This is a genomic window from Arthrobacter sp. FW306-1B-G06A (assembly GCF_058781765.1).
This window is the reverse complement of record NZ_JBYSXB010000004.1, coordinates 86,083-102,519: the sequence shown is the minus strand read 5'-3', so window position 1 is coordinate 102,519 and position 16,437 is coordinate 86,083. Positions and strand designations below refer to the sequence as shown.

Sequence of the window (16,437 nt, the reverse complement as noted above, 5' to 3'; positions counted from 1 at the left end):
GCTAAGCTCGTGGACGTCCCTCCGGCAACGGACGGGAGCCCCGGATGCCCTCGTAGCTCAGGGGATAGAGCGTCTGCCTCCGGAGCAGAAGGCCGTAGGTTCGAATCCTATCGAGGGCACAACAGAAAACCCCGCCAGTTCAAGGAACCGGCGGGGTTTTTCTTTGCCTCACCGCTTGCCGAGGAGCCTCGCCGCTTGCCAGTCGGGCAACAAAAAGTGGAAAACTGCGTCACGATTGGCCGCCTGCCAGCACAACGTTCTTGTGCAGACAACAAAAAGACCAGGGCAGACACCTCAACAGGAGCCCGCAGCAGCGTTCCCCGAGCTCGAGTCCATTGCCCCGGTTCTCGCCAAGAAGCTGTCGCGGCTCCCAGCAGCACATCTCGCAACCATCCTTTGCCCACAACCCGTGGACACCGATGCCTGAATGTGAAGCCGCCCGCCGCAACAAGCAAGCCCTCTACGAAATCGAACTGGCCTGGGGCAATGGCATCGTGGACCTCGGCAAGCTGCAACGGATCCTGAAGGGCCCCGAATTTGAGGAGGAACTGTTGCCGACGTGCTTGCAGGAGGCCTCCGAGTCGTCGTGATCCCGGACATGCCGCACCGGCCCGGCTAAAAAGTCAGTAGCCACTCCTAAGCTGTTCGTACCCGTCCAACAGGTACGAAAGGGTTCGCCGTGATCTGTTCCATCATTCCTCCCTACATGCTGCGAAGGCTGGCGGCACAGCACGAGCCCCGCCTGCGGGTGATCGCACGGGCGGCCAAGGAATCCCTGCTCCACATCAAGAACCTCCAGGCGGTCCGCGCGCTTCCCGTGCCGGCCCCCGTGCCGACGGCACGGCAGGCGAAGCCCGGCCCGCCCAAGCGGACCATCTACGACGCTGGCTCCACCGAAGCCCTGCCCGGCAAGCTCGTCCGCAAGGAAAAAGGTCCGGCAACGGGCGACCCCGCCGCCGATGAAGCGTACGACGGACTGGGCGAAACCCACGCGCTGTATGCAGGTGCGTTCAGCCGTAATTCGATCGACGGCGCCGGGCTGAAACTTGATGCCACTGTCCACTATGGCGAGCTGTATGACAATGCTTTCTGGAACGGCAGCCAAATGGTCTTCGGTGACGGCGACGGCGAGATCTTCCAGAGGTTCACGAAGTCGCTCAGCGTCATAGGGCACGAGCTTGCCCACGGCGTCACCCAATACACGGCAGCCCTCGCCTACCGGAACCAGGCCGGAGCCCTCAACGAGTCCATGTCGGATGTTTTCGGGGCCTTGGTGGAGCAATACGCCAAAAAGCAATCGGCTGCGGAGGCCAGTTGGCTGATCGGCGAGGGCTTGTTCACCGACGCCGTCCAAGGCACCGCGCTCCGTTCCATGAGGGCACCCGGCACCGCGTATGACGACGACGTTCTGGGCAAGGATCCGCAGCCGGACTCCATGGACAAGTACGTCCGCACCACCGCGGACAACGGCGGTGTCCACATCAATTCAGGCATCCCCAACCGGGCGTTCTCCCTTCTTGCCCTGGAGCTGGGTGGCAATGCGTGGGAGGCTCCGGGGCAGATCTGGTACAACACGCTGACCAGCGGCTCATTGCCTGCCACGTGCACCTTCGGACGCTTCGCCAAGGCCACAGTGGCCTCGGCAGAGGAGCTCTTCGGCGCCGGCTCACACGAGCATGACGCCGTCCGTACGGCGTGGGAAACTGTGAAGGTAAAGCTCTAGCAGCACCCTTCGGAGCAGTGGAAGCCGCAGAACATGAAAATCACTGTCCAGCGCAGCGGTGGCGTCGCCGCGATCACACGCGTCTGGACCGTGGATGCCGCCACCTCCGAAGATAAGCAGCGCTGGATGCCGATCGTGGAGGCCTGCCCTTGGGACCAAGTGCCGTCCCGCGGTCGCGCCAGCGCACAGGCGGCCGCCCGGGCACCCGGGAAAGCTGCCGGGCAAGCCGACCGGTTCATGTATTCAATCCGCGCCGGACAACACCGTGCCACGCTCCCGGAGACCGAGCTCACCGGGCCATGGCACACCCTCGTGGAGAACGCCAAGGTAGAAGGCCACGAGACCCTCCGCCGCTAGCCAACTTCCGCCAACTGGCCGCGGAAAGCCCTCCGGTAAGACTGCGGGCTCGTGGCCAGGACCTTGGCGAAGTGGTGCCGCAGCAGCACGGAATGTCCGAATCCTGCTTCGCGCGCAATTTCGTCGATGTTCAACTCCGTGCTTTCCAGGAGCTCCTGTGCCCGGAGCACCCGTTGCGAATTGAGCCACGCCGCCGGTGTGGCACCTGTTTCGGCCCGGAACCGGCGGGCGAAGGTCCGGGCGGACATGTGCAGCCGGGAAGCCAGTTCGTTGACGCTGTGGTCATGCTCGAGGTTTTCCACCATCCAGCGCAGCAATGCCTCCATGGGCGCAGAGCCGCACGTGGGCATGGGCCGGTCGATGAACTGGGCCTGGCCGCCGTCGCGGTGCGGCGGAACCACCATGTCGCGGGCGATGGCGGCAGCAACGTTTGCGCCAAGCTCGACGCGGACAAGATGGAGGCAGGCGTCAATGCCGGCGGCCGTGCCGGCACTTGTGATGATCGTTCCGTCCTGGACGTAAAGCACATTTTCGTCCACATGAATCTGCGGGTACCTGCTGGCGAGGTCCTGTGAATAGTGCCAGTGCGTGGTGCAGCGGCGCCCGTCAAGGAGGCCCGCACGGGCAAGCGCGTACGCCCCGGAGCAGATCGACAAGACCCAAGCCCCGCGCGTGTGGGCCGCCCGTAGCGCATCCAATACAGGCTCCGGGACGTCCTCGTCCCGTCCATACGGGGCCATGATGACCAGGTCGGCATCGGCCGTAGCTTCCAGGCCCAGTCCGACATGCATCGACAGGCCGGACTTCATCTTCACGTCTCCCGGTACGGGGGTGCAGACCCTGAAGTCAAAGCCGGGAACGCCACTCCCCCGGTCCGCTCGGTCAATGCCAAAGACCTCGCAGGCGGTCCCGAATTCGAAGATCGAGAAGTTGGGAACAACAATGATTGCCACCGTTTTCAACATAGATCCAGTGTGGCAGAAAATTGCCTAAATGGGTCATTTCTGCCACTGTTTCTTGGGGGCATGAGGAACACGATGGAGTCATGGAATTCATCGGAGTCTTGCTCTTCATCATCCTCATCATCACTGCCGCCGCTTCCATCTCAGCGGTCCTTCGGGACGGCCGCGGCCGCCTTCCCGACCGTTCCGAGCCCTGGACGGCGAGGGACCTGCCTGACAACTCGTGCTGGACACTGCGCGCGTTCTAAGGACAGCCTGCCCCTCAACACGGACGACTTTTGTCCGCATGGTGGGCTAGATTCAGTGCCATGATCCAAACGTCCGCAAGGCTCCTGCAATTGCTGTCCTTGCTGCAGGTCCGGCGTGAATGGACCGGCCCGGCATTGGCCAAGCGGATGGGTGTCACGGAGCGCACCGTCCGCCGCGATATCGACAAGCTCCGGAACCTCGGCTATCCCATCCACGCCTCGCCTGGGATAGCCGGCGGCTACCAACTGGGCGCCGGGGCCCAGCTCCCGCCGCTGCTCCTTGACGACAATGAAGCTCTCGCCGTCGCCCTGGGACTGAACTCGGTGGCGGCGGGTCCCGTGGCCGGTATCGGCGAAGCATCGGTCCGCGCCCTTGCCAAGCTCGAGCAGGTGCTTCCCTCACGTCTCCGCCCGAAGTTCGCGATGCTCAAGGCCGCGGTCACCACACTGCCCAGCAACGCGGCGTCGGTTGACCCCCAGCAGCTCACTGTGGTCTCCGCGGCGATCGCGGACAAGCGACAACTCAGTTTCGACTATGTCAAGGCAGACGGTGACGCTGGCCGGCGTTTGGTGGAGCCATACCGGCTCGTCGACACCGGGCGGCGCTGGTACGTGGTCGCATGGGATGTGGACCGGGAAGACTGGCGCACGTTCCGTGCCGATCGCATCGCCACGCTTCCGGCCGAACGGAAAAAGTATGTGCCGCGCCCCCTGCCTGCCGAGGACCTCGCGGACTACGTCCAGCGCTCCGTGACCCGCTCGCCTTACCGTTAAGACGTCGTCGTGCGCCTCCACGCCCCCATCGGCGACGTGGCCGCCGTCGTCGGCCCGCAGCTCGCTAGCCTGAGCGACGACGGCGGGAGCGCAACCCTGCTCCGCGCCGGCTGGGACAGCTTGGCCCAGCCGGCGGCGCACCTCGCGGCGCTGGACATGGACTTTGAGATCATCTCTCCTGAAGAATTCAAGGAGTACGCCCGCACCATGGCCGGGCGATTGGAAAAGGCCGCGGGAAAGCGCGCACTGCGTGCCGAGGCGCCGCCACAGTAGACTGTCAGCAGCCATGACACTTCATATTTCCTACCCCGCAGAGCTGCCCGTCTCCGAGCGCCGCGAGGACTTGATGGCGGCCATCGCCGCAAACCAGGTGACCATCATCGCCGGCGAGACCGGTTCCGGCAAGACCACGCAGATCCCCAAAATGTGCCTGGAACTCGGCCTCGGCGACAAGGGCCTGATCGGCCACACCCAGCCGCGCCGCCTTGCCGCGCGCACCGTCGCAGAACGCATCGCCTTCGAGATGGGCGTCGAGATCGGGCAGGAAGTGGGCTTCCAGGTCCGTTTCACCGGCGAAGTCAGCAAGGCCACCAAAATCAAGCTGATGACCGACGGCATCCTGCTGGCTGAGATCCAGCGGGACAAGCTGCTACGTAAGTACAGCGCCATCATCATCGACGAGGCACACGAGCGCAGCCTCAACATCGACTTCATCCTGGGCTACCTCAAGCGGATCCTGCCGCAAAGGCCGGACCTGAAGGTCATCATCACCTCGGCGACCATCGACCCCGAGCGTTTCGCGAAGCATTTCGGCAGCGAGGAAGAACCCGCGCCGATCATCGAGGTCTCGGGCCGGACCTACCCGGTGGAAATCCGCTACCGGCCGCTGTCCCAACCGGCCGGCGGTGCATCCGGCGAGGATGAGGACGCGTCCGACGACGAGCTCGAGGAAGACCGCGACCCACTCGATGCCGTGTGCGACGCCGTCGACGAGCTCGCGCTTGAGGCTCCCGGAGACATCCTGGTGTTCTTCTCCGGCGAGCGCGAGATCCGCGACGCCGCCGAGGCGTTGAACGGCCGGATCCAGGCCAACCGCAGGCTGGCGGGCACCGAGGTGCTGCCGTTGTTCGCCCGCTTGAGCCTGCAGGAGCAGCACAGGGTCTTCAACCCGGGCGGCAAGCGGCGGATCATCCTTGCTACCAACGTCGCGGAAACGTCCTTGACTGTTCCCGGCATCAAATACGTCGTCGACACCGGCACGGCCCGCATCTCGCGCTACTCGCACCGCACCAAGGTGCAACGGCTGCCGATTGAACGCGTGTCGCAGGCATCGGCAAGCCAGCGTTCCGGCCGTTGCGGGCGCGTGTCCGAGGGTATCGCCATCCGGCTCTATTCCGAGGAGGACTTCGAGTCACGCCCCCCGTTCACTGATCCGGAGATCCTGAGGACCAACCTTGCCGCGGTCATCCTGCAGATGACTGCCATGGGCGTTGCCCGCGGCCCCAAGGACGTGGAGAACTTCCCCTTCGTTGAGCCGCCGGACTCCCGGGCCATCAACGACGGCGTCACGCTGTTGCGCGAACTCGGCGCCTTGAGCGCGGCCCGCACGGGCGACGGCGGCGCTCCCCCACCCGTCGACGGCCGCAGCGCGCGCGGGGGCGGCACCGACAACCGCGGCGGCCTGACCGCCGTCGGGCAGAAGTTGGCCCAGCTCCCGGTGGACCCCCGGCTCGGCAGGATGATTGTCGAGGCCGGAAAGCGCGGCTGCGTCAAGGAAGTCATGATCCTGGCGGCGGCCTTGACGATCCAGGATCCGCGCGAGCGTCCGACGGACAAGCAGCAGCTTGCCGCCGAGAAGCACGCACGCTTCAGGGATGAGAACTCGGACTTCACCGGATTCCTGAACCTGTGGAACTACATCCAGGAAAAGCAGCAGGAGCTCTCCTCCACGCAGTTCCGCCGGCTGTGCAGGAACGAGTTCATCAACTACCTGCGCGTCCGCGAATGGCAGGACCTCTTCCAGCAATTGCGCCAGCTCGCCAAGCCGCTGGGCATCACCATCGACAACAAGCGCGAGGCCGACCCCGTAGGCAACAACGAGGGAATCCACATCAGCTTGCTCTCCGGACTGCTGAGCCACATCGGCATGCTGGATGAACGCAAGCGCGAATACGCCGGAGCACGCGGCAGCCGTTTCGCCATCTTCCCGGGCTCGGCGTTGTTCAAGAAGTCGCCCGCCTTCGTTATGGCCGCGGAATTGGTTGAAACAAGCCGGCTCTGGGCCCGGGTCGCGGCGAAGTTCGATCCCTTGTGGGCGGAGCAGGTTGCACCGGATCTCGTAAAGCGCTCCTACAGCGAACCCCACTGGTCCACCCGGACGGGCTCGGTTATGGCCCACGAGAAGGTGATGCTCTACGGAGTTCCCATCATCCCGAACCGCCGCATCAACTACGGCAGGATCGACCCCGAGCTCTGCCGCGAACTCTTCATCCGGCATGCCCTCGTCGAAGGCGACTGGAAAACCCACCACAAGTTCTTCCACCGCAACCGCGCCTTGCTCCACGAAATCGAGGAGCTCGAGACGCGGATGCGCCGCCGGGACATCCTCGTGGACGACCACACGCTCTTCGAGTTCTACGACGCCAGAATCGGCAAGGACGTGGTCTCTGAACGCCACTTCGACAAATGGTGGAAGGAAGCCCGCCAGCAGGACCCCACGTTGCTGGACTTCGACCAATCGCTGCTCATCAGCGAGGACGCGGAAGCCCTGGATGATTCCGCCTACCCGAAAACCTGGCTGCATAAGGGCTTTGAGCTGCCCCTGAGCTACGAGTTCCATCCAGTGGCTCCCGGCTCGCCGCCCAATCCGTCGGATGGTGTCACAGCCGAGGTCCCCGTGCTGTTCCTTAATCAGCTCGACGACGCCCCTTTCCGCTGGCAGATACCGGGCCAGCGGGTGGAGCTCGTCACCGCCTTGATCAAGTCGCTGCCCAAACACATCCGCAAGAACTTCGTGCCTGCCCCGGATGTTGCCCGGCAAGCGGCTGCTGCTTTGGAAACCGACTTCGCTCCCGCCTCGGACGATCTTGAGGCCTCACTTGAGCTGGTGCTGCGCCGTATCCGGGGACACATCGTTCCTCCGGGATCGTGGAATTGGGACGCCGTTCCGGCGCACCTGCGCGTCAGCTTCAAGGTAGTGGACAGCCGCGGCAAGGTGCTCGACGAAGGCAAGGACCTGGCCGCTCTCCAGGAGCAGCTGGCTCCGGCTACCCGCCGTGCCATCGCCGAATCCCTCGGCGCAACACCCGCGACGACGGCGCGCACCAAAGGTCCGAAGGGCGCTGCACATGCCGGCGGTGCCGGATCCCCCAGTGGAAACGGCAGCGGCGGCTCGACCCCGCAGGCCGCCGGTTTCCTCTCAGAGCAAACCGGGCTCACCGCGTGGACTTTCGGAGCTATCGAACGCCAGGTGACGCGCACAGTGAAGGGGCACGATGTCACGGGTTTTCCCGCTCTCGTGGATGAGGGCACATCCGTTGCGTTGCGGGTGTTCCAGACCCGGGCGGAGCAGGAGCCGGCAATGCGCGGCGGCGTTATCCGGCTGCTCGCGCTGCGGGTTCCCGCCCCGGACCGCTACGTCCTGGAACACTTGAACAACACGGAGAAGTTGACGTTCAGCCAGAATCCCCATGGTTCGGTAAGTGCCTTGATTGCCGACTGCGTCCTCGCGGCCATCGACAAGCTGACTCCGGCCGAACTTCCGTGGGAAAAGGAGGCATTCGACGCCCTGTACGAGCTGGTCCGGGCGGAACTGATCGACACCGTCTTCACGGTGACCGCCGTCGTCGAACGCATCTTGGGCAGCACACGGCGGATCGAGAAGCAACTCAAGGGCAGCACGAGCCTCGCCTTGATCAGCGCGCTCAACGACATGAAGAGCCAACTGGAGCAACTCGTGTTCCCCGGTTTTGTGGCACGGACGGGCTACGCCCAACTGAGCCAGCTGCCGCGGTATTTGGCCGCAATCGAGAAGCGCCTCGAAAAGCTCCCGAACAATGTCCAGCGTGACGGGCTGAATATGTCCGTTGTTCAGGCGTTGGAGGACGACTACGACGACGCTGTCTCCGCGCTGCTGCCGGGCCGACGGGCAGGAGCTGAATTAACACGGGTGCGCTGGATGATCGAGGAGCTGCGCGTGAGCCTCTTCGCCGTCGAACTCGGCACGGCCTACTCGGTCTCGGAAAAGCGCATCCGCGCGGTTCTCAACCAGGCGCTGGCCCCCGCGTAGCCGGGGCGGTACCAACGCCCGCTCACCTATATGGCCAAATCCCAAGACGCCCGCTCACCTATATGGCCAAATCCCAAGACGCCCGCTCACCTATATGGCATTGCCTTGCCAAAGGTGAGCGAGCGTTTGGGAAAACACCACCAAAGGTGAGCGAGCGTTGCCCCAACTCAATCTGCTGGAACGTACTCGCCGTGTCCGGCGGCGACGAGCCCGGCGCGGAGTTTTGCCGCATTCGCGTCGAGCCGGGCAGGGTCCGGGTTGTGCTCCACGGTTCCGAAGTCGAAATCGGCCAGGGACGTTGCCGGGAAGACGTGCACGTGGAAGTGCTCCACTTCGAAGCCCACCACGGACAGCCCCGCCCGTGGTGCGCCAAACGCCTCCACTTGTGCCTTGCCGATTGTCTGCGCGACCGACATGACTTTGTTGAGGAGCTCGGGAGGGACGTCGGTCCAGCGGTCCACCTCTTCGCGCGGCACCACGAGGGTGTGGCCATCGGTCAGCGGGGCGATGGTCAGGAAAGCCACCACGTCGTCGTCCTTCCAGACAAAACGTCCGGGAATCTCGCCGTTGATGATCTTGGTGAAGAGGGTGCTCATACGTCTGCCTTTTCCGAAGGGGGCTGAAGGGTCTTGGTATCGAGGACGAAACGGTATTTGACGTCGCCGGCAACCATGCGGTCGTAGGCTTCATTGAGTTGCCGGGCGGTGACCACTTCGACTTCGCTGACGACGCCGTGCTCAGCGCAGAAATCCAGCATTTCCTGGGTCTCGGCAATGCCGCCGATCAACGAGCCTGCATAGGAGAGCCGCCGCCGGATCAGCGCGCCAGGACTGACCGGAGGCATGTCGGTGGGAGGCAGCCCCAACTGGAAGAGGGCGCCGTTCAGCCGCAAGGTCCGGAAGTACGGGTTCAGGTCATGGGGCGCCGCGACGGTGTCGATAATGACGTCGATAGTGCGGTCGGCGCCTTCCATGGCTTCGGGGTCCTTCGAGAGGATCACGTCGTCCGCACCGAGCTCTATTGCCGCCTCGACCTTGGCATCCGAGGTGGTGAAGACCACCACCTGCGCCCCCATGGCCTTCGCGATCTTGACCGCCATGTGGCCGAGTCCGCCAAGTCCGACGACGCCCACCACGTCCCCCTCCTCGACGTCGAAGTAGCGAAGCGGCGAGTAGGTGGTGATGCCCGCGCACAGCAAGGGCGCCGCCGCGGCCGGGTCAAGGCCCTCGGGAACGCGCAACACGAAGCGGCGGTCAACCACCACGGAAGTGGAGTAACCGCCTTGGGTGATGGCGCCGCCGTTCCGGGAATCCTTCACCCCATAGGTGCCGACGTTTCCGCGTTCGCAATACTGCTCCAAGCCTTCGAGGCAGCTATCGCACTCGCGGCAGGAGTCCACCAAGCAACCGACGCCCACCAGGTCTCCGGGCACGAAGTCGTCGACGGCGGAGCCCACCCGACGGACCCGGCCCACGATTTCGTGGCCTGGGACGAGCGGATAGCTCTGGGCACCCCATTCGCCCCGCGTCGCGTGGACATCGGAGTGGCAAAGACCGCAGAAGTCGATCTCGATTTCGACGTCGTCTTCCTTGGGAACGCGGCGGGCCACTGTCAGCGGGACAAGACCGCTTTCCGCGGAAGTGGCGCCGTATGCGGCCGCCAGGGTCGGCATGCCTTTCGCGGCCACGGGTGGAGCGGGGCTGGCCTCCGCGGTCTCGTCACTCACGACGAGAGGCTTGCCAAGGGGCGGAGGAACGGGGCGTCCGGGAGTCATGCCTCGACGCTACCCCTGCGTGCGGTTTTTCTGCCACTCCGCGCTGCCGTACCCCTCCGGCGTCACCGGACCCATGACTCATGGGCCCGGAGTGCCTAGCGGCGCTGCACCGGTGACAACCGGGTTGGCGTCGAGCGAGGACCATTGCGAAAAGGAGCCCGGGAAGAGGGCTGCCCTGAATCCGGCGATTTCGAGGGCGGCGATTTCGTGGGCTGCCGTCACCCCGGAGCCGCAATAAACCGCTACCTTGCTGCCTTCGTCGATGCCCAGGGCAGCAAATCTATTGCGGAGCTGCGCTGCGCGGAGGAACGTGCCGTCCGGTCCGAGGTTTCCGCTGGTGGGGGCGCTCAGCGCGCCGGGAATGTGTCCCGCGCGGGGATCAATGGGTTCGATTTCGCCCCGGTAGCGCTCCCCCGCCCGGGCATCGAGAAGGATTCCACGGCTGTGCCAGTCAGCCGCGTCCTCCATGCTGATGGCATCCATGTGGCCGTGTCCAAGCACGACGTCGCCCGGAACCGGCGGTTGCTCGTCCTGCGCCAGCGGGTGGCCTGCGGCGCGCCAGGCACCCAGTCCACCGTCGAGCAGGAAGACGGAATGGAAACCGGCGTCCCGCAGCAGCCACCACAACCGTGCCGCGGCAGTGCTGCCGCTGTCGTCGTAGGCAACCACGGTATCGCCGTCGTTGATCCCCCAGGCACGGGCGCTCCGCTGCAAAGCAGCGGTGGACGGCAACGGATGCCTCCCCTGGCCCTCGGCCGTGGGATCGGCGAGTTCGTGATGGAGGTCCACATAGACCGCGCCAGGAATGTGGGCTTGGCGGAAGTGCGAATGGCCGTGCGGATCGCCCAACACCCACCGGACGTCGAGCAACACAGTCCGCTTGCCCGCATCCATGCGGTCCTTGAGTGCGGCTGCGTCAATGATCGTGGCCATCAAATCTCCTTTGTTTTGCTGTGTCTACCAAACGATTGCGACGCTGCCGCCGTGCAGCTGCCGACCGGCTACCAGCCTATCCTTGGGCGGCAGCCTCCGCCGGTAGGCTGGATCGGTGAGCACTCTACGCAACCAGGACCGGGCATGGGCCAGCGAGGCAATCCGACGAATCGAAGCCGAGAACAACCGCTCGGCGGATACGCACCTCTACGCAGTGCCGCTCCCCGAACACTGGGGTGTCCAGCTCTACCTCAAGGACGAGTCCACGCACCGTTCGGGCAGCCTCAAGCATCGCTTGGCCCGCTCGCTTTTCCTCTACGGCCTGGTCAATGGATGGATCACGGAAGGGACCACCATCGTGGAGGCTTCCAGCGGGAGTACCGCCGTGTCCGAGGCGTACTTCGCCAGGCTGATCGGACTTCCGTTCATCGCCGTGATGACCCGGACCACCAGCCCGGAAAAGATCGCCCTCATCGAAGAGTTCGGCGGCGCCTGCCTCCTCGTGGATCACGCCTCTGAGGTCTACGCAATGGCCGAGGAGGTTGCCCGGACGTCCGGCGGTTACTACATGGACCAATTCACCTTTGCTGAGCGCGCCACCGACTGGCGCGGCAACAACAACATTGCGGAATCGATTTTCGAGCAACTCGCCCTCGAAGAACATCCGGTGCCCGAGTGGATCGTGGTGGGCGCCGGCACCGGCGGCACCAGCGCCACGATCGGCCGGTACCTGCGGTACCACTGCCACTCAACGCGGCTGGCCGTGGTCGATCCTGAAAATTCCGCGTTCTACCCCGGCTGGCGCGACGGCGTCTCGGACTACTCGACGGGAATGCCATCCAGGATCGAAGGCATCGGACGGCCGCGCATGGAACCCAGCTTCGTCCCGGACGTCATCGACACCATGATCCAGGTCCCCGATGCCGCTTCTGTGGCCGCCATGCGGCACCTGCGCAGGCTGGCCGGGCTGCACGCCGGGCCCTCCACGGGAACCAACCTGTGGGGTGTTTGCCAACTGATTGCCGAGATGGTGGCCCAGGGAAAGCGCGGCAGCATCGTGTCACTCATGTGCGACGCCGGTGATCGCTACGCGGGCAGCTACTACAATCCGGACTGGCTCGCTGAGCGCGGCCTGGATCCCGCCCCATACGAGGCCGTACTGGCCGACTTCTTCGAGACGGGTACGTGGCCAGGCAGCATGTAGGCGGCGCAGACTGAGCTAGACCTCCACGGACTCGAGCGGCGACAACCTCGCATAGCGGGTACCGTACTTCGCACCGATCCGGGTTACGTGGCCTTCCACCAAACCGCGTCCGAGTTCATTGAGCAGGCCATCGTGGACCGGGTAGGCCTGGGGTGCGCGGACCGCGATCACGAAGTCAACCACTTCGCCCACCTTTGACCACGGCGCGTGGATGGGCACCAGCAGGGTTTGCACGTCGATGCCATCGGGGACGACGAATGAGTCCCCGGGGTGGAAGACATTTTCGTCCACGAGGTAGCCGATGTTGGCCACCACCGGAATCTGCGGGTGGATGAGGGCATGCTGCCCTCCGAAGGAACGGATCGCGAAGCCCCCGGTTTCAAAAGAGGTGCCGGGTTCGACGGCGTGTACACGCTCGCCGTCGTCGCCCGCCTTCTCGGCAAGTTGGGACGCGACACCGGAGGGTGCGTGCACCTGCAGCCCTGGGTTTCCCTTGAGGGCTCCGACGACGGCGTCCACGTCCACGTGGTCGGCGTGCTCATGGGTGATCAGCACCGCGTGGGCGCCCGCAAGGGCTTCCTCGGACTCGGAAAAAGTCCCGGGGTCGATCACAAGGACCTGGCTGTCCTTTTGCAGGCGGACACAAGCGTGGGTGAACTTGGTGAGCTTCATGGAGCCAGCCTAGGGGCGGGCCTCCGATGGTGTCCACGAACCGGCGTCCAAGCGTGGCCGGCTGGTAACGTTGGTGTTTGCGAACATCCACATCGAAATGAGTCCACGAATGTCACAGGGCGCCCATGCCGCCACGTCCGGGCCCTCAGCCGAGCCGCTTCCGGCCGCCAAGGATCCCGCCGTCAAAGAGCAGCGCGTCACCAAGCAACGCCTGGCCGTCAGCGCCGCCCTGGACGAACTCGACGATTTCGTGAGCACCCAGGAACTGTACCGGCTCCTCCAGAACCAAGGCGTCTCGGTGTCCCTGGCCACGGCCTACCGCATCCTGCAGTCACTTGCCGACGACGGCCTGATCGATGTCCTGAGAAATGCCGATGGCGAAGCCGTCTACCGCCGCTGCGCGGTCACAGGCCATCACCACCATTTGCTGTGCCGCAATTGCGGCAAGGCCGTCGAAGTGGAAGCTCCGGCGGTGGAGACGTGGGCAGCCCGGGTGGCTGCCGAGAACGGCTACACCGAAGTGGCGCACACGGTGGAGATTTTCGGGCTCTGCCCCGAGTGCACTGCCAAGAAGGCCGCGGGCCTGCTCTAGCCGGCTACCGCCTGGTCTTCCACTGCCTGGCCCACGGCAGCGTGGGGACGGACGATCCGGCCGTTGATCCCCCGTTTGGCGCGCACGTTGCCGATGACCCGGCACACCGCATAGATCAGGAACGACAACGTGGTGACATACGGGCTGATGGGAATCCTGCTGCCGAGCGCCAGGAGGATGCCGCCCACAGTGGCCGTGATCGCAAAGACCACGCTCAACAAGACCACGAGCCGCGGCGAAGTGGTGACCCGCAGGGCAGCGGCAGCGGGCGTGATCAGCAAGGCCAGCACCAGAAGCGCGCCGACTATCTGGATGGACAAGGCAACGCTGACGCCGAGCAGCACCATGAAGGCAATCGCCAGACCACGGACAGGAACTCCCCTGGCTTCCGCCATCTCAGGGTCCACGCTCGCAAAGCTGAGTGGGCGCCATATTGCGGCCAGCGCGAGCATGACCACCACGGCCGTGCCTGCCAGGACCTGGAGCTGGACAGTGTCCACTGAGACGATCTGGCCGGTCAGTAGCCCGAACTTGTTGGCCGCCCGGCCTTGGTAGAGGGCCAGGAACAAGATGCCCAGGCCTAGCCCGAACGGCATGATGACGCCAATGATCGAGTTCTTGTCCCGCGCCCGGACGCCCATGAGTCCCAGAAGCAGCGCAGCCGCAACGGATCCCGCGAGCGAACCGAAAATGATGTCCGCCCCGATAAGCAGGGCAAAGGAGGCACCGGCGAAGGACAACTCCGAAATGCCGTGCACCGCGAAGGCGAGGTCCCGCTTCATGACAAAAGTGCCTATGAGCCCGCCGAGCAGGCCAAGGACCGCACCGGCCCAGATGGAATTCTGGACCAGGGCCAGCAGTTCGCCATAGTTTTCAAAGTTGAAGATGGTGTGCAGGATGCTTCCGAGATCCATTTAGTGACCTTCCTCCACACCGGCGTGGGCGTCATCGTGGTAATGCGTCGTCGCGTCCGGAAGGCCGACGACGACGATCCTGCCGTTCGCGCGGATGACCTCAACGCGGCTGTTGTACAGCTCGGACAGGACCTCGGTGGTCATGACCTCTTCCGGTGTTCCCACGCGGAACCTGCCGCCGGCAAGGTAGAGGACGCGGTCTACGTAGTCGATGACCGGGTTGATCTCGTGCGTCACGAACACCACGGCGCTGTTCCGCTCGTGGCATTGCTGGTTGATGAGGGCACTTACGGCCTGCTGGTGGTGCAGGTCCAAAGACAGCAGCGGTTCGTCGCAGAGCAGGAGTTCAGGCTCCGCGGCAAGGGCTTGTGCAACCCGGAGCCTCTGTTGCTCGCCACCGGACAATTGGCCAAGCGGTACGCGGGCGTAGTCACTCGCCCCCACCAAGTCCAGGAGGGCGTCGACGCGCTCATTGACGGCCTTGGCCTTGATCCGCAGGCCCCAACGGTGGCCGTCGACGCCGAGGGCCACGAGGTCCCTGGCGCGCAAGGGCGTATCCGGCGCAAAGGACTTCTGCTGCGGGATATAGCCGATTTTCCGGCTGCCACGTTCCACGGCCTGTCCGGCCACGGTCACCGTCCCCGAGTGAAGCTGCTGCAAACCGAGGAGGACTTTGAGGAAGCTGGTCTTGCCGCTGCCGTTGGGGCCGAGCACAGCGAAGAACTCACCCGCCCGGATGTCCACGTCGAGGTCCTTCCAGAGGGCCCGTTGGCCAAACTGGAGGCCCGCGCCACGAAGGCTCACTACCGGTGTCAAAAAGAATCCTCGATCCATGGGGTTCGCGAAGAGATGTCGCTGCCGGCCTGCACTTGGATGAACAGGGAGGGCCCCGCAGCCGCCCTGTATATCTTAGGACGATTGCGGGGCCCGTCTGTTCGTATCTGCATAGGCCTTTACTTGTTCAGGGCAGCAGCAACGTTGCCCACATTGTCCGTCATCCAGGCAACGTAGTCCTTGCCCTCGGGAAGTGTCTCGGTAAAACCGATCACCGGGACGCCGGCAGCAGTTGCCGCGGCCTTCAGCTTTTCCGTCTCAGCACTGGCGGTCTGCTCGTTGTACGCGAGGAAGCGAACCGACTTCGAGGCAATCAGATCGCTCGCTTCCTTGACTGCTGCCGGCGGAACGTCCGAGCCGACCTCAATGGCATGGCTGAATTCCTCGGGCGTCTTGTTCTCCAAGCCCGCAGCCTCAAGCAAATACCCCGGTACGGGCTCTGTAACCGCTACCGGAGCGGAACCCTTGGAAGCCTTGATCGTTGCGACTTTGGCGCTGAGGCCGGTCAGCGAGGACTTGAACTTGTCTGCATTGGCGGTGAAGGTCTTGGCATCGGCGGGGTTCAGGCTTCCGAGCTTCGCAGCGATAGCATCGGCCACTTTCGCCATCGCGTCGAAGTTGTACCAGACGTGCTCGTTGAACCCTTCCGGCACCGCTGAGGGAGATGTGCCGGCCGTGGCCGCGGGAAGGAGCCCGGAGACGTTGACGGCGGTAAGGGTCTTGTCCGCCGCGACCTTGGTGTCATCGGCCAGCTTGCTGAAGAAGTCGTCGTAGCCCGCGCCGTTGTCGATCAACAATTGGGCCTTGGAGACGGCCAGCTTGTCCTGGGTGCTTGCCTCGTAGGAGTGCGGATCCTGGCTGGTCTTGCTGATGATGGAGGCGACTGACACTTTGTCACCGCCGACGCTCTTGGCGATGTCGCCGTACACGCTGGTGGAGGCCACCACGTCGATCACCCCGGAGGACGACGACGGCGCCGTCGCGGCGGGTGCCGCGCATGCGGAAAGCAGGACTGCCAGGCCCGCGGAAGCGGCAAGCGAAAGGCGGGCGGCAAGGGAAAGGCGGGCGGCGGCACGACGCACGGAAAACCTCGGATCTACCGAATCAAGCACAACAGGGGACTCCATAAGTGTACCCGCAAATGGGAATGATTCCTATTTAG

The 16,437-nt window shown here is 64.4% G+C and carries 15 protein-coding genes, 1 tRNA gene and 1 pseudogene; 9 read left to right on the top strand and 8 right to left on the bottom strand.

The genetic code is table 11. From position 1 onward, the window contains the following. Window positions 1-46 precede the first annotated feature (46 nt). The 4 genes from AC3WJM_RS03260 (at window position 47) to AC3WJM_RS03245 (ending at window position 2,080) form a co-directional block, all read left to right on the top strand. Window positions 47-119 (top strand) — tRNA-Arg (locus tag AC3WJM_RS03260). A gap of 300 nt (window positions 120-419) precedes the next feature. Next, entirely contained in the window at window positions 420-590 is a 171-nt protein-coding gene (locus AC3WJM_RS03255) for a hypothetical protein (RefSeq protein ID WP_492271194.1), read from the top strand. 116 nt (window positions 591-706) lie between these two features. Beyond that, a complete protein-coding gene (locus AC3WJM_RS03250; RefSeq protein WP_492271214.1) occupies window positions 707-1,723 on the top strand; it encodes a M4 family metallopeptidase in 1,017 nt (338 codons plus the stop codon). Between the two features lie 33 nt (window positions 1,724-1,756). Beyond that, window positions 1,757-2,080: a protealysin inhibitor emfourin gene (locus tag AC3WJM_RS03245; protein ID WP_306960941.1), complete on the top strand. Its 324-nt coding sequence runs from the start codon at window positions 1,757-1,759 to the stop codon at window positions 2,078-2,080. On the opposite strand, the gene AC3WJM_RS03240 is transcribed toward AC3WJM_RS03245, so the two are convergent. Beyond that, entirely contained in the window at window positions 2,077-3,045 is a 969-nt protein-coding gene (locus tag AC3WJM_RS03240) for a GlxA family transcriptional regulator (RefSeq protein WP_492271193.1), read from the bottom strand. The genes AC3WJM_RS03245 and AC3WJM_RS03240 overlap by 4 nt on opposite strands. A gap of 80 nt (window positions 3,046-3,125) precedes the next feature. On the opposite strand from AC3WJM_RS03240, the gene AC3WJM_RS03235 reads away from it, so the two are divergent. From AC3WJM_RS03235 to hrpA, 3 genes and pseudogenes are all read left to right on the top strand, one after another. After that, window positions 3,126-3,290, top strand: coding sequence for a hypothetical protein (locus tag AC3WJM_RS03235; RefSeq protein ID WP_172465477.1), 165 nt, complete (start codon window positions 3,126-3,128; stop codon window positions 3,288-3,290). 60 nt (window positions 3,291-3,350) lie between these two features. Beyond that, window positions 3,351-4,337, top strand: a pseudogene (locus tag AC3WJM_RS03230) (helix-turn-helix transcriptional regulator). Window positions 4,338-4,350: 13 nt separating this feature from the next. Then, window positions 4,351-8,352, top strand: a complete 4,002-nt coding sequence (gene hrpA / locus AC3WJM_RS03225; RefSeq protein ID WP_492271192.1) for an ATP-dependent RNA helicase HrpA — start codon at window positions 4,351-4,353, stop codon at window positions 8,350-8,352. Between the two features lie 167 nt (window positions 8,353-8,519). On the opposite strand, the gene AC3WJM_RS03220 is transcribed toward hrpA, so the two are convergent. The 3 genes from AC3WJM_RS03220 to AC3WJM_RS03210 all read right to left on the bottom strand — a co-directional run bounded on the left by AC3WJM_RS03220 (window position 8,520) and on the right by AC3WJM_RS03210 (window position 11,059). Beyond that, window positions 8,520-8,948, bottom strand: a complete 429-nt coding sequence (locus AC3WJM_RS03220; protein WP_306960950.1) for an HIT family protein — start codon at window positions 8,946-8,948, stop codon at window positions 8,520-8,522. After that, window positions 8,945-10,126 (bottom strand): NAD(P)-dependent alcohol dehydrogenase, encoded by a 1,182-nt coding sequence (locus tag AC3WJM_RS03215; RefSeq protein ID WP_492271191.1) that lies wholly within the window; start codon window positions 10,124-10,126, stop codon window positions 8,945-8,947. Before AC3WJM_RS03215 ends, AC3WJM_RS03220 begins: the two co-directional genes overlap by 4 nt. 78 nt (window positions 10,127-10,204) lie before the next feature. Continuing rightward, complete coding sequence (locus AC3WJM_RS03210) at window positions 10,205-11,059, bottom strand: sulfurtransferase (protein ID WP_306960954.1); 855 nt, start codon at window positions 11,057-11,059, stop codon at window positions 10,205-10,207. 115 nt (window positions 11,060-11,174) lie between these two features. On the opposite strand from AC3WJM_RS03210, the gene cds1 reads away from it, so the two are divergent. Next, window positions 11,175-12,263, top strand: a complete 1,089-nt coding sequence (gene cds1 / locus AC3WJM_RS03205) for an L-cysteine desulfhydrase Cds1 (protein WP_306960956.1) — start codon at window positions 11,175-11,177, stop codon at window positions 12,261-12,263. 15 nt (window positions 12,264-12,278) lie between these two features. On the opposite strand, the gene AC3WJM_RS03200 is transcribed toward cds1, so the two are convergent. Then, complete coding sequence (locus tag AC3WJM_RS03200) at window positions 12,279-12,935, bottom strand: MBL fold metallo-hydrolase (RefSeq protein ID WP_492271190.1); 657 nt, start codon at window positions 12,933-12,935, stop codon at window positions 12,279-12,281. 109 nt (window positions 12,936-13,044) lie between these two features. Here AC3WJM_RS03200 and AC3WJM_RS03195 point away from each other — a divergent pair, with 109 nt between their 5' ends. Beyond that, window positions 13,045-13,527: a Fur family transcriptional regulator gene (locus AC3WJM_RS03195; protein WP_492258878.1), complete on the top strand. Its 483-nt coding sequence runs from the start codon at window positions 13,045-13,047 to the stop codon at window positions 13,525-13,527. Here AC3WJM_RS03195 and AC3WJM_RS03190 read toward each other — a convergent pair. From AC3WJM_RS03190 to AC3WJM_RS03180, 3 genes are all read right to left on the bottom strand, one after another. Next, a complete protein-coding gene (locus AC3WJM_RS03190; RefSeq protein ID WP_492271189.1) occupies window positions 13,524-14,441 on the bottom strand; it encodes a metal ABC transporter permease in 918 nt (305 codons plus the stop codon). The genes AC3WJM_RS03195 and AC3WJM_RS03190 overlap by 4 nt on opposite strands. Further along, window positions 14,442-15,275 carry a metal ABC transporter ATP-binding protein gene (locus AC3WJM_RS03185; RefSeq protein WP_492271188.1) on the bottom strand — a complete coding sequence of 278 codons (834 nt, stop codon included), beginning with the start codon at window positions 15,273-15,275 and terminating at the stop codon, window positions 14,442-14,444. Between the two features lie 119 nt (window positions 15,276-15,394). Beyond that, window positions 15,395-16,387: a metal ABC transporter solute-binding protein, Zn/Mn family gene (locus AC3WJM_RS03180; protein WP_492271187.1), complete on the bottom strand. Its 993-nt coding sequence runs from the start codon at window positions 16,385-16,387 to the stop codon at window positions 15,395-15,397. Between the last annotated feature and the right edge of the window lie 50 nt (window positions 16,388-16,437).

Bases quoted from the DNA above. Each gene is read 5' to 3' on its own strand.
- AC3WJM_RS03255 (WP_492271194.1), top strand. From the start codon at position 420: ATGCCTGAATGTGAAGCCGCCCGCCGCAACAAGCAAGCCCTCTACGAA.
- AC3WJM_RS03250 (WP_492271214.1), top strand. From the start codon at position 707: ATGCTGCGAAGGCTGGCGGCACAGCACGAGCCCCGCCTGCGGGTGATC.
- AC3WJM_RS03245 (WP_306960941.1), top strand. From the start codon at position 1,757: ATGAAAATCACTGTCCAGCGCAGCGGTGGCGTCGCCGCGATCACACGC.
- AC3WJM_RS03240 (WP_492271193.1), bottom strand. From the start codon at position 3,045: ATGTTGAAAACGGTGGCAATCATTGTTGTTCCCAACTTCTCGATCTTC.
- AC3WJM_RS03235 (WP_172465477.1), top strand. From the start codon at position 3,126: ATGGAATTCATCGGAGTCTTGCTCTTCATCATCCTCATCATCACTGCC.
- hrpA (WP_492271192.1), top strand. From the start codon at position 4,351: ATGACACTTCATATTTCCTACCCCGCAGAGCTGCCCGTCTCCGAGCGC.
- AC3WJM_RS03220 (WP_306960950.1), bottom strand. From the start codon at position 8,948: ATGAGCACCCTCTTCACCAAGATCATCAACGGCGAGATTCCCGGACGT.
- AC3WJM_RS03215 (WP_492271191.1), bottom strand. From the start codon at position 10,126: ATGACTCCCGGACGCCCCGTTCCTCCGCCCCTTGGCAAGCCTCTCGTC.
- AC3WJM_RS03210 (WP_306960954.1), bottom strand. From the start codon at position 11,059: ATGGCCACGATCATTGACGCAGCCGCACTCAAGGACCGCATGGATGCG.
- AC3WJM_RS03200 (WP_492271190.1), bottom strand. From the start codon at position 12,935: ATGAAGCTCACCAAGTTCACCCACGCTTGTGTCCGCCTGCAAAAGGAC.
- AC3WJM_RS03195 (WP_492258878.1), top strand. From the start codon at position 13,045: ATGTCACAGGGCGCCCATGCCGCCACGTCCGGGCCCTCAGCCGAGCCG.
- AC3WJM_RS03190 (WP_492271189.1), bottom strand. From the start codon at position 14,441: ATGGATCTCGGAAGCATCCTGCACACCATCTTCAACTTTGAAAACTAT.
- AC3WJM_RS03185 (WP_492271188.1), bottom strand. From the start codon at position 15,275: ATGGATCGAGGATTCTTTTTGACACCGGTAGTGAGCCTTCGTGGCGCG.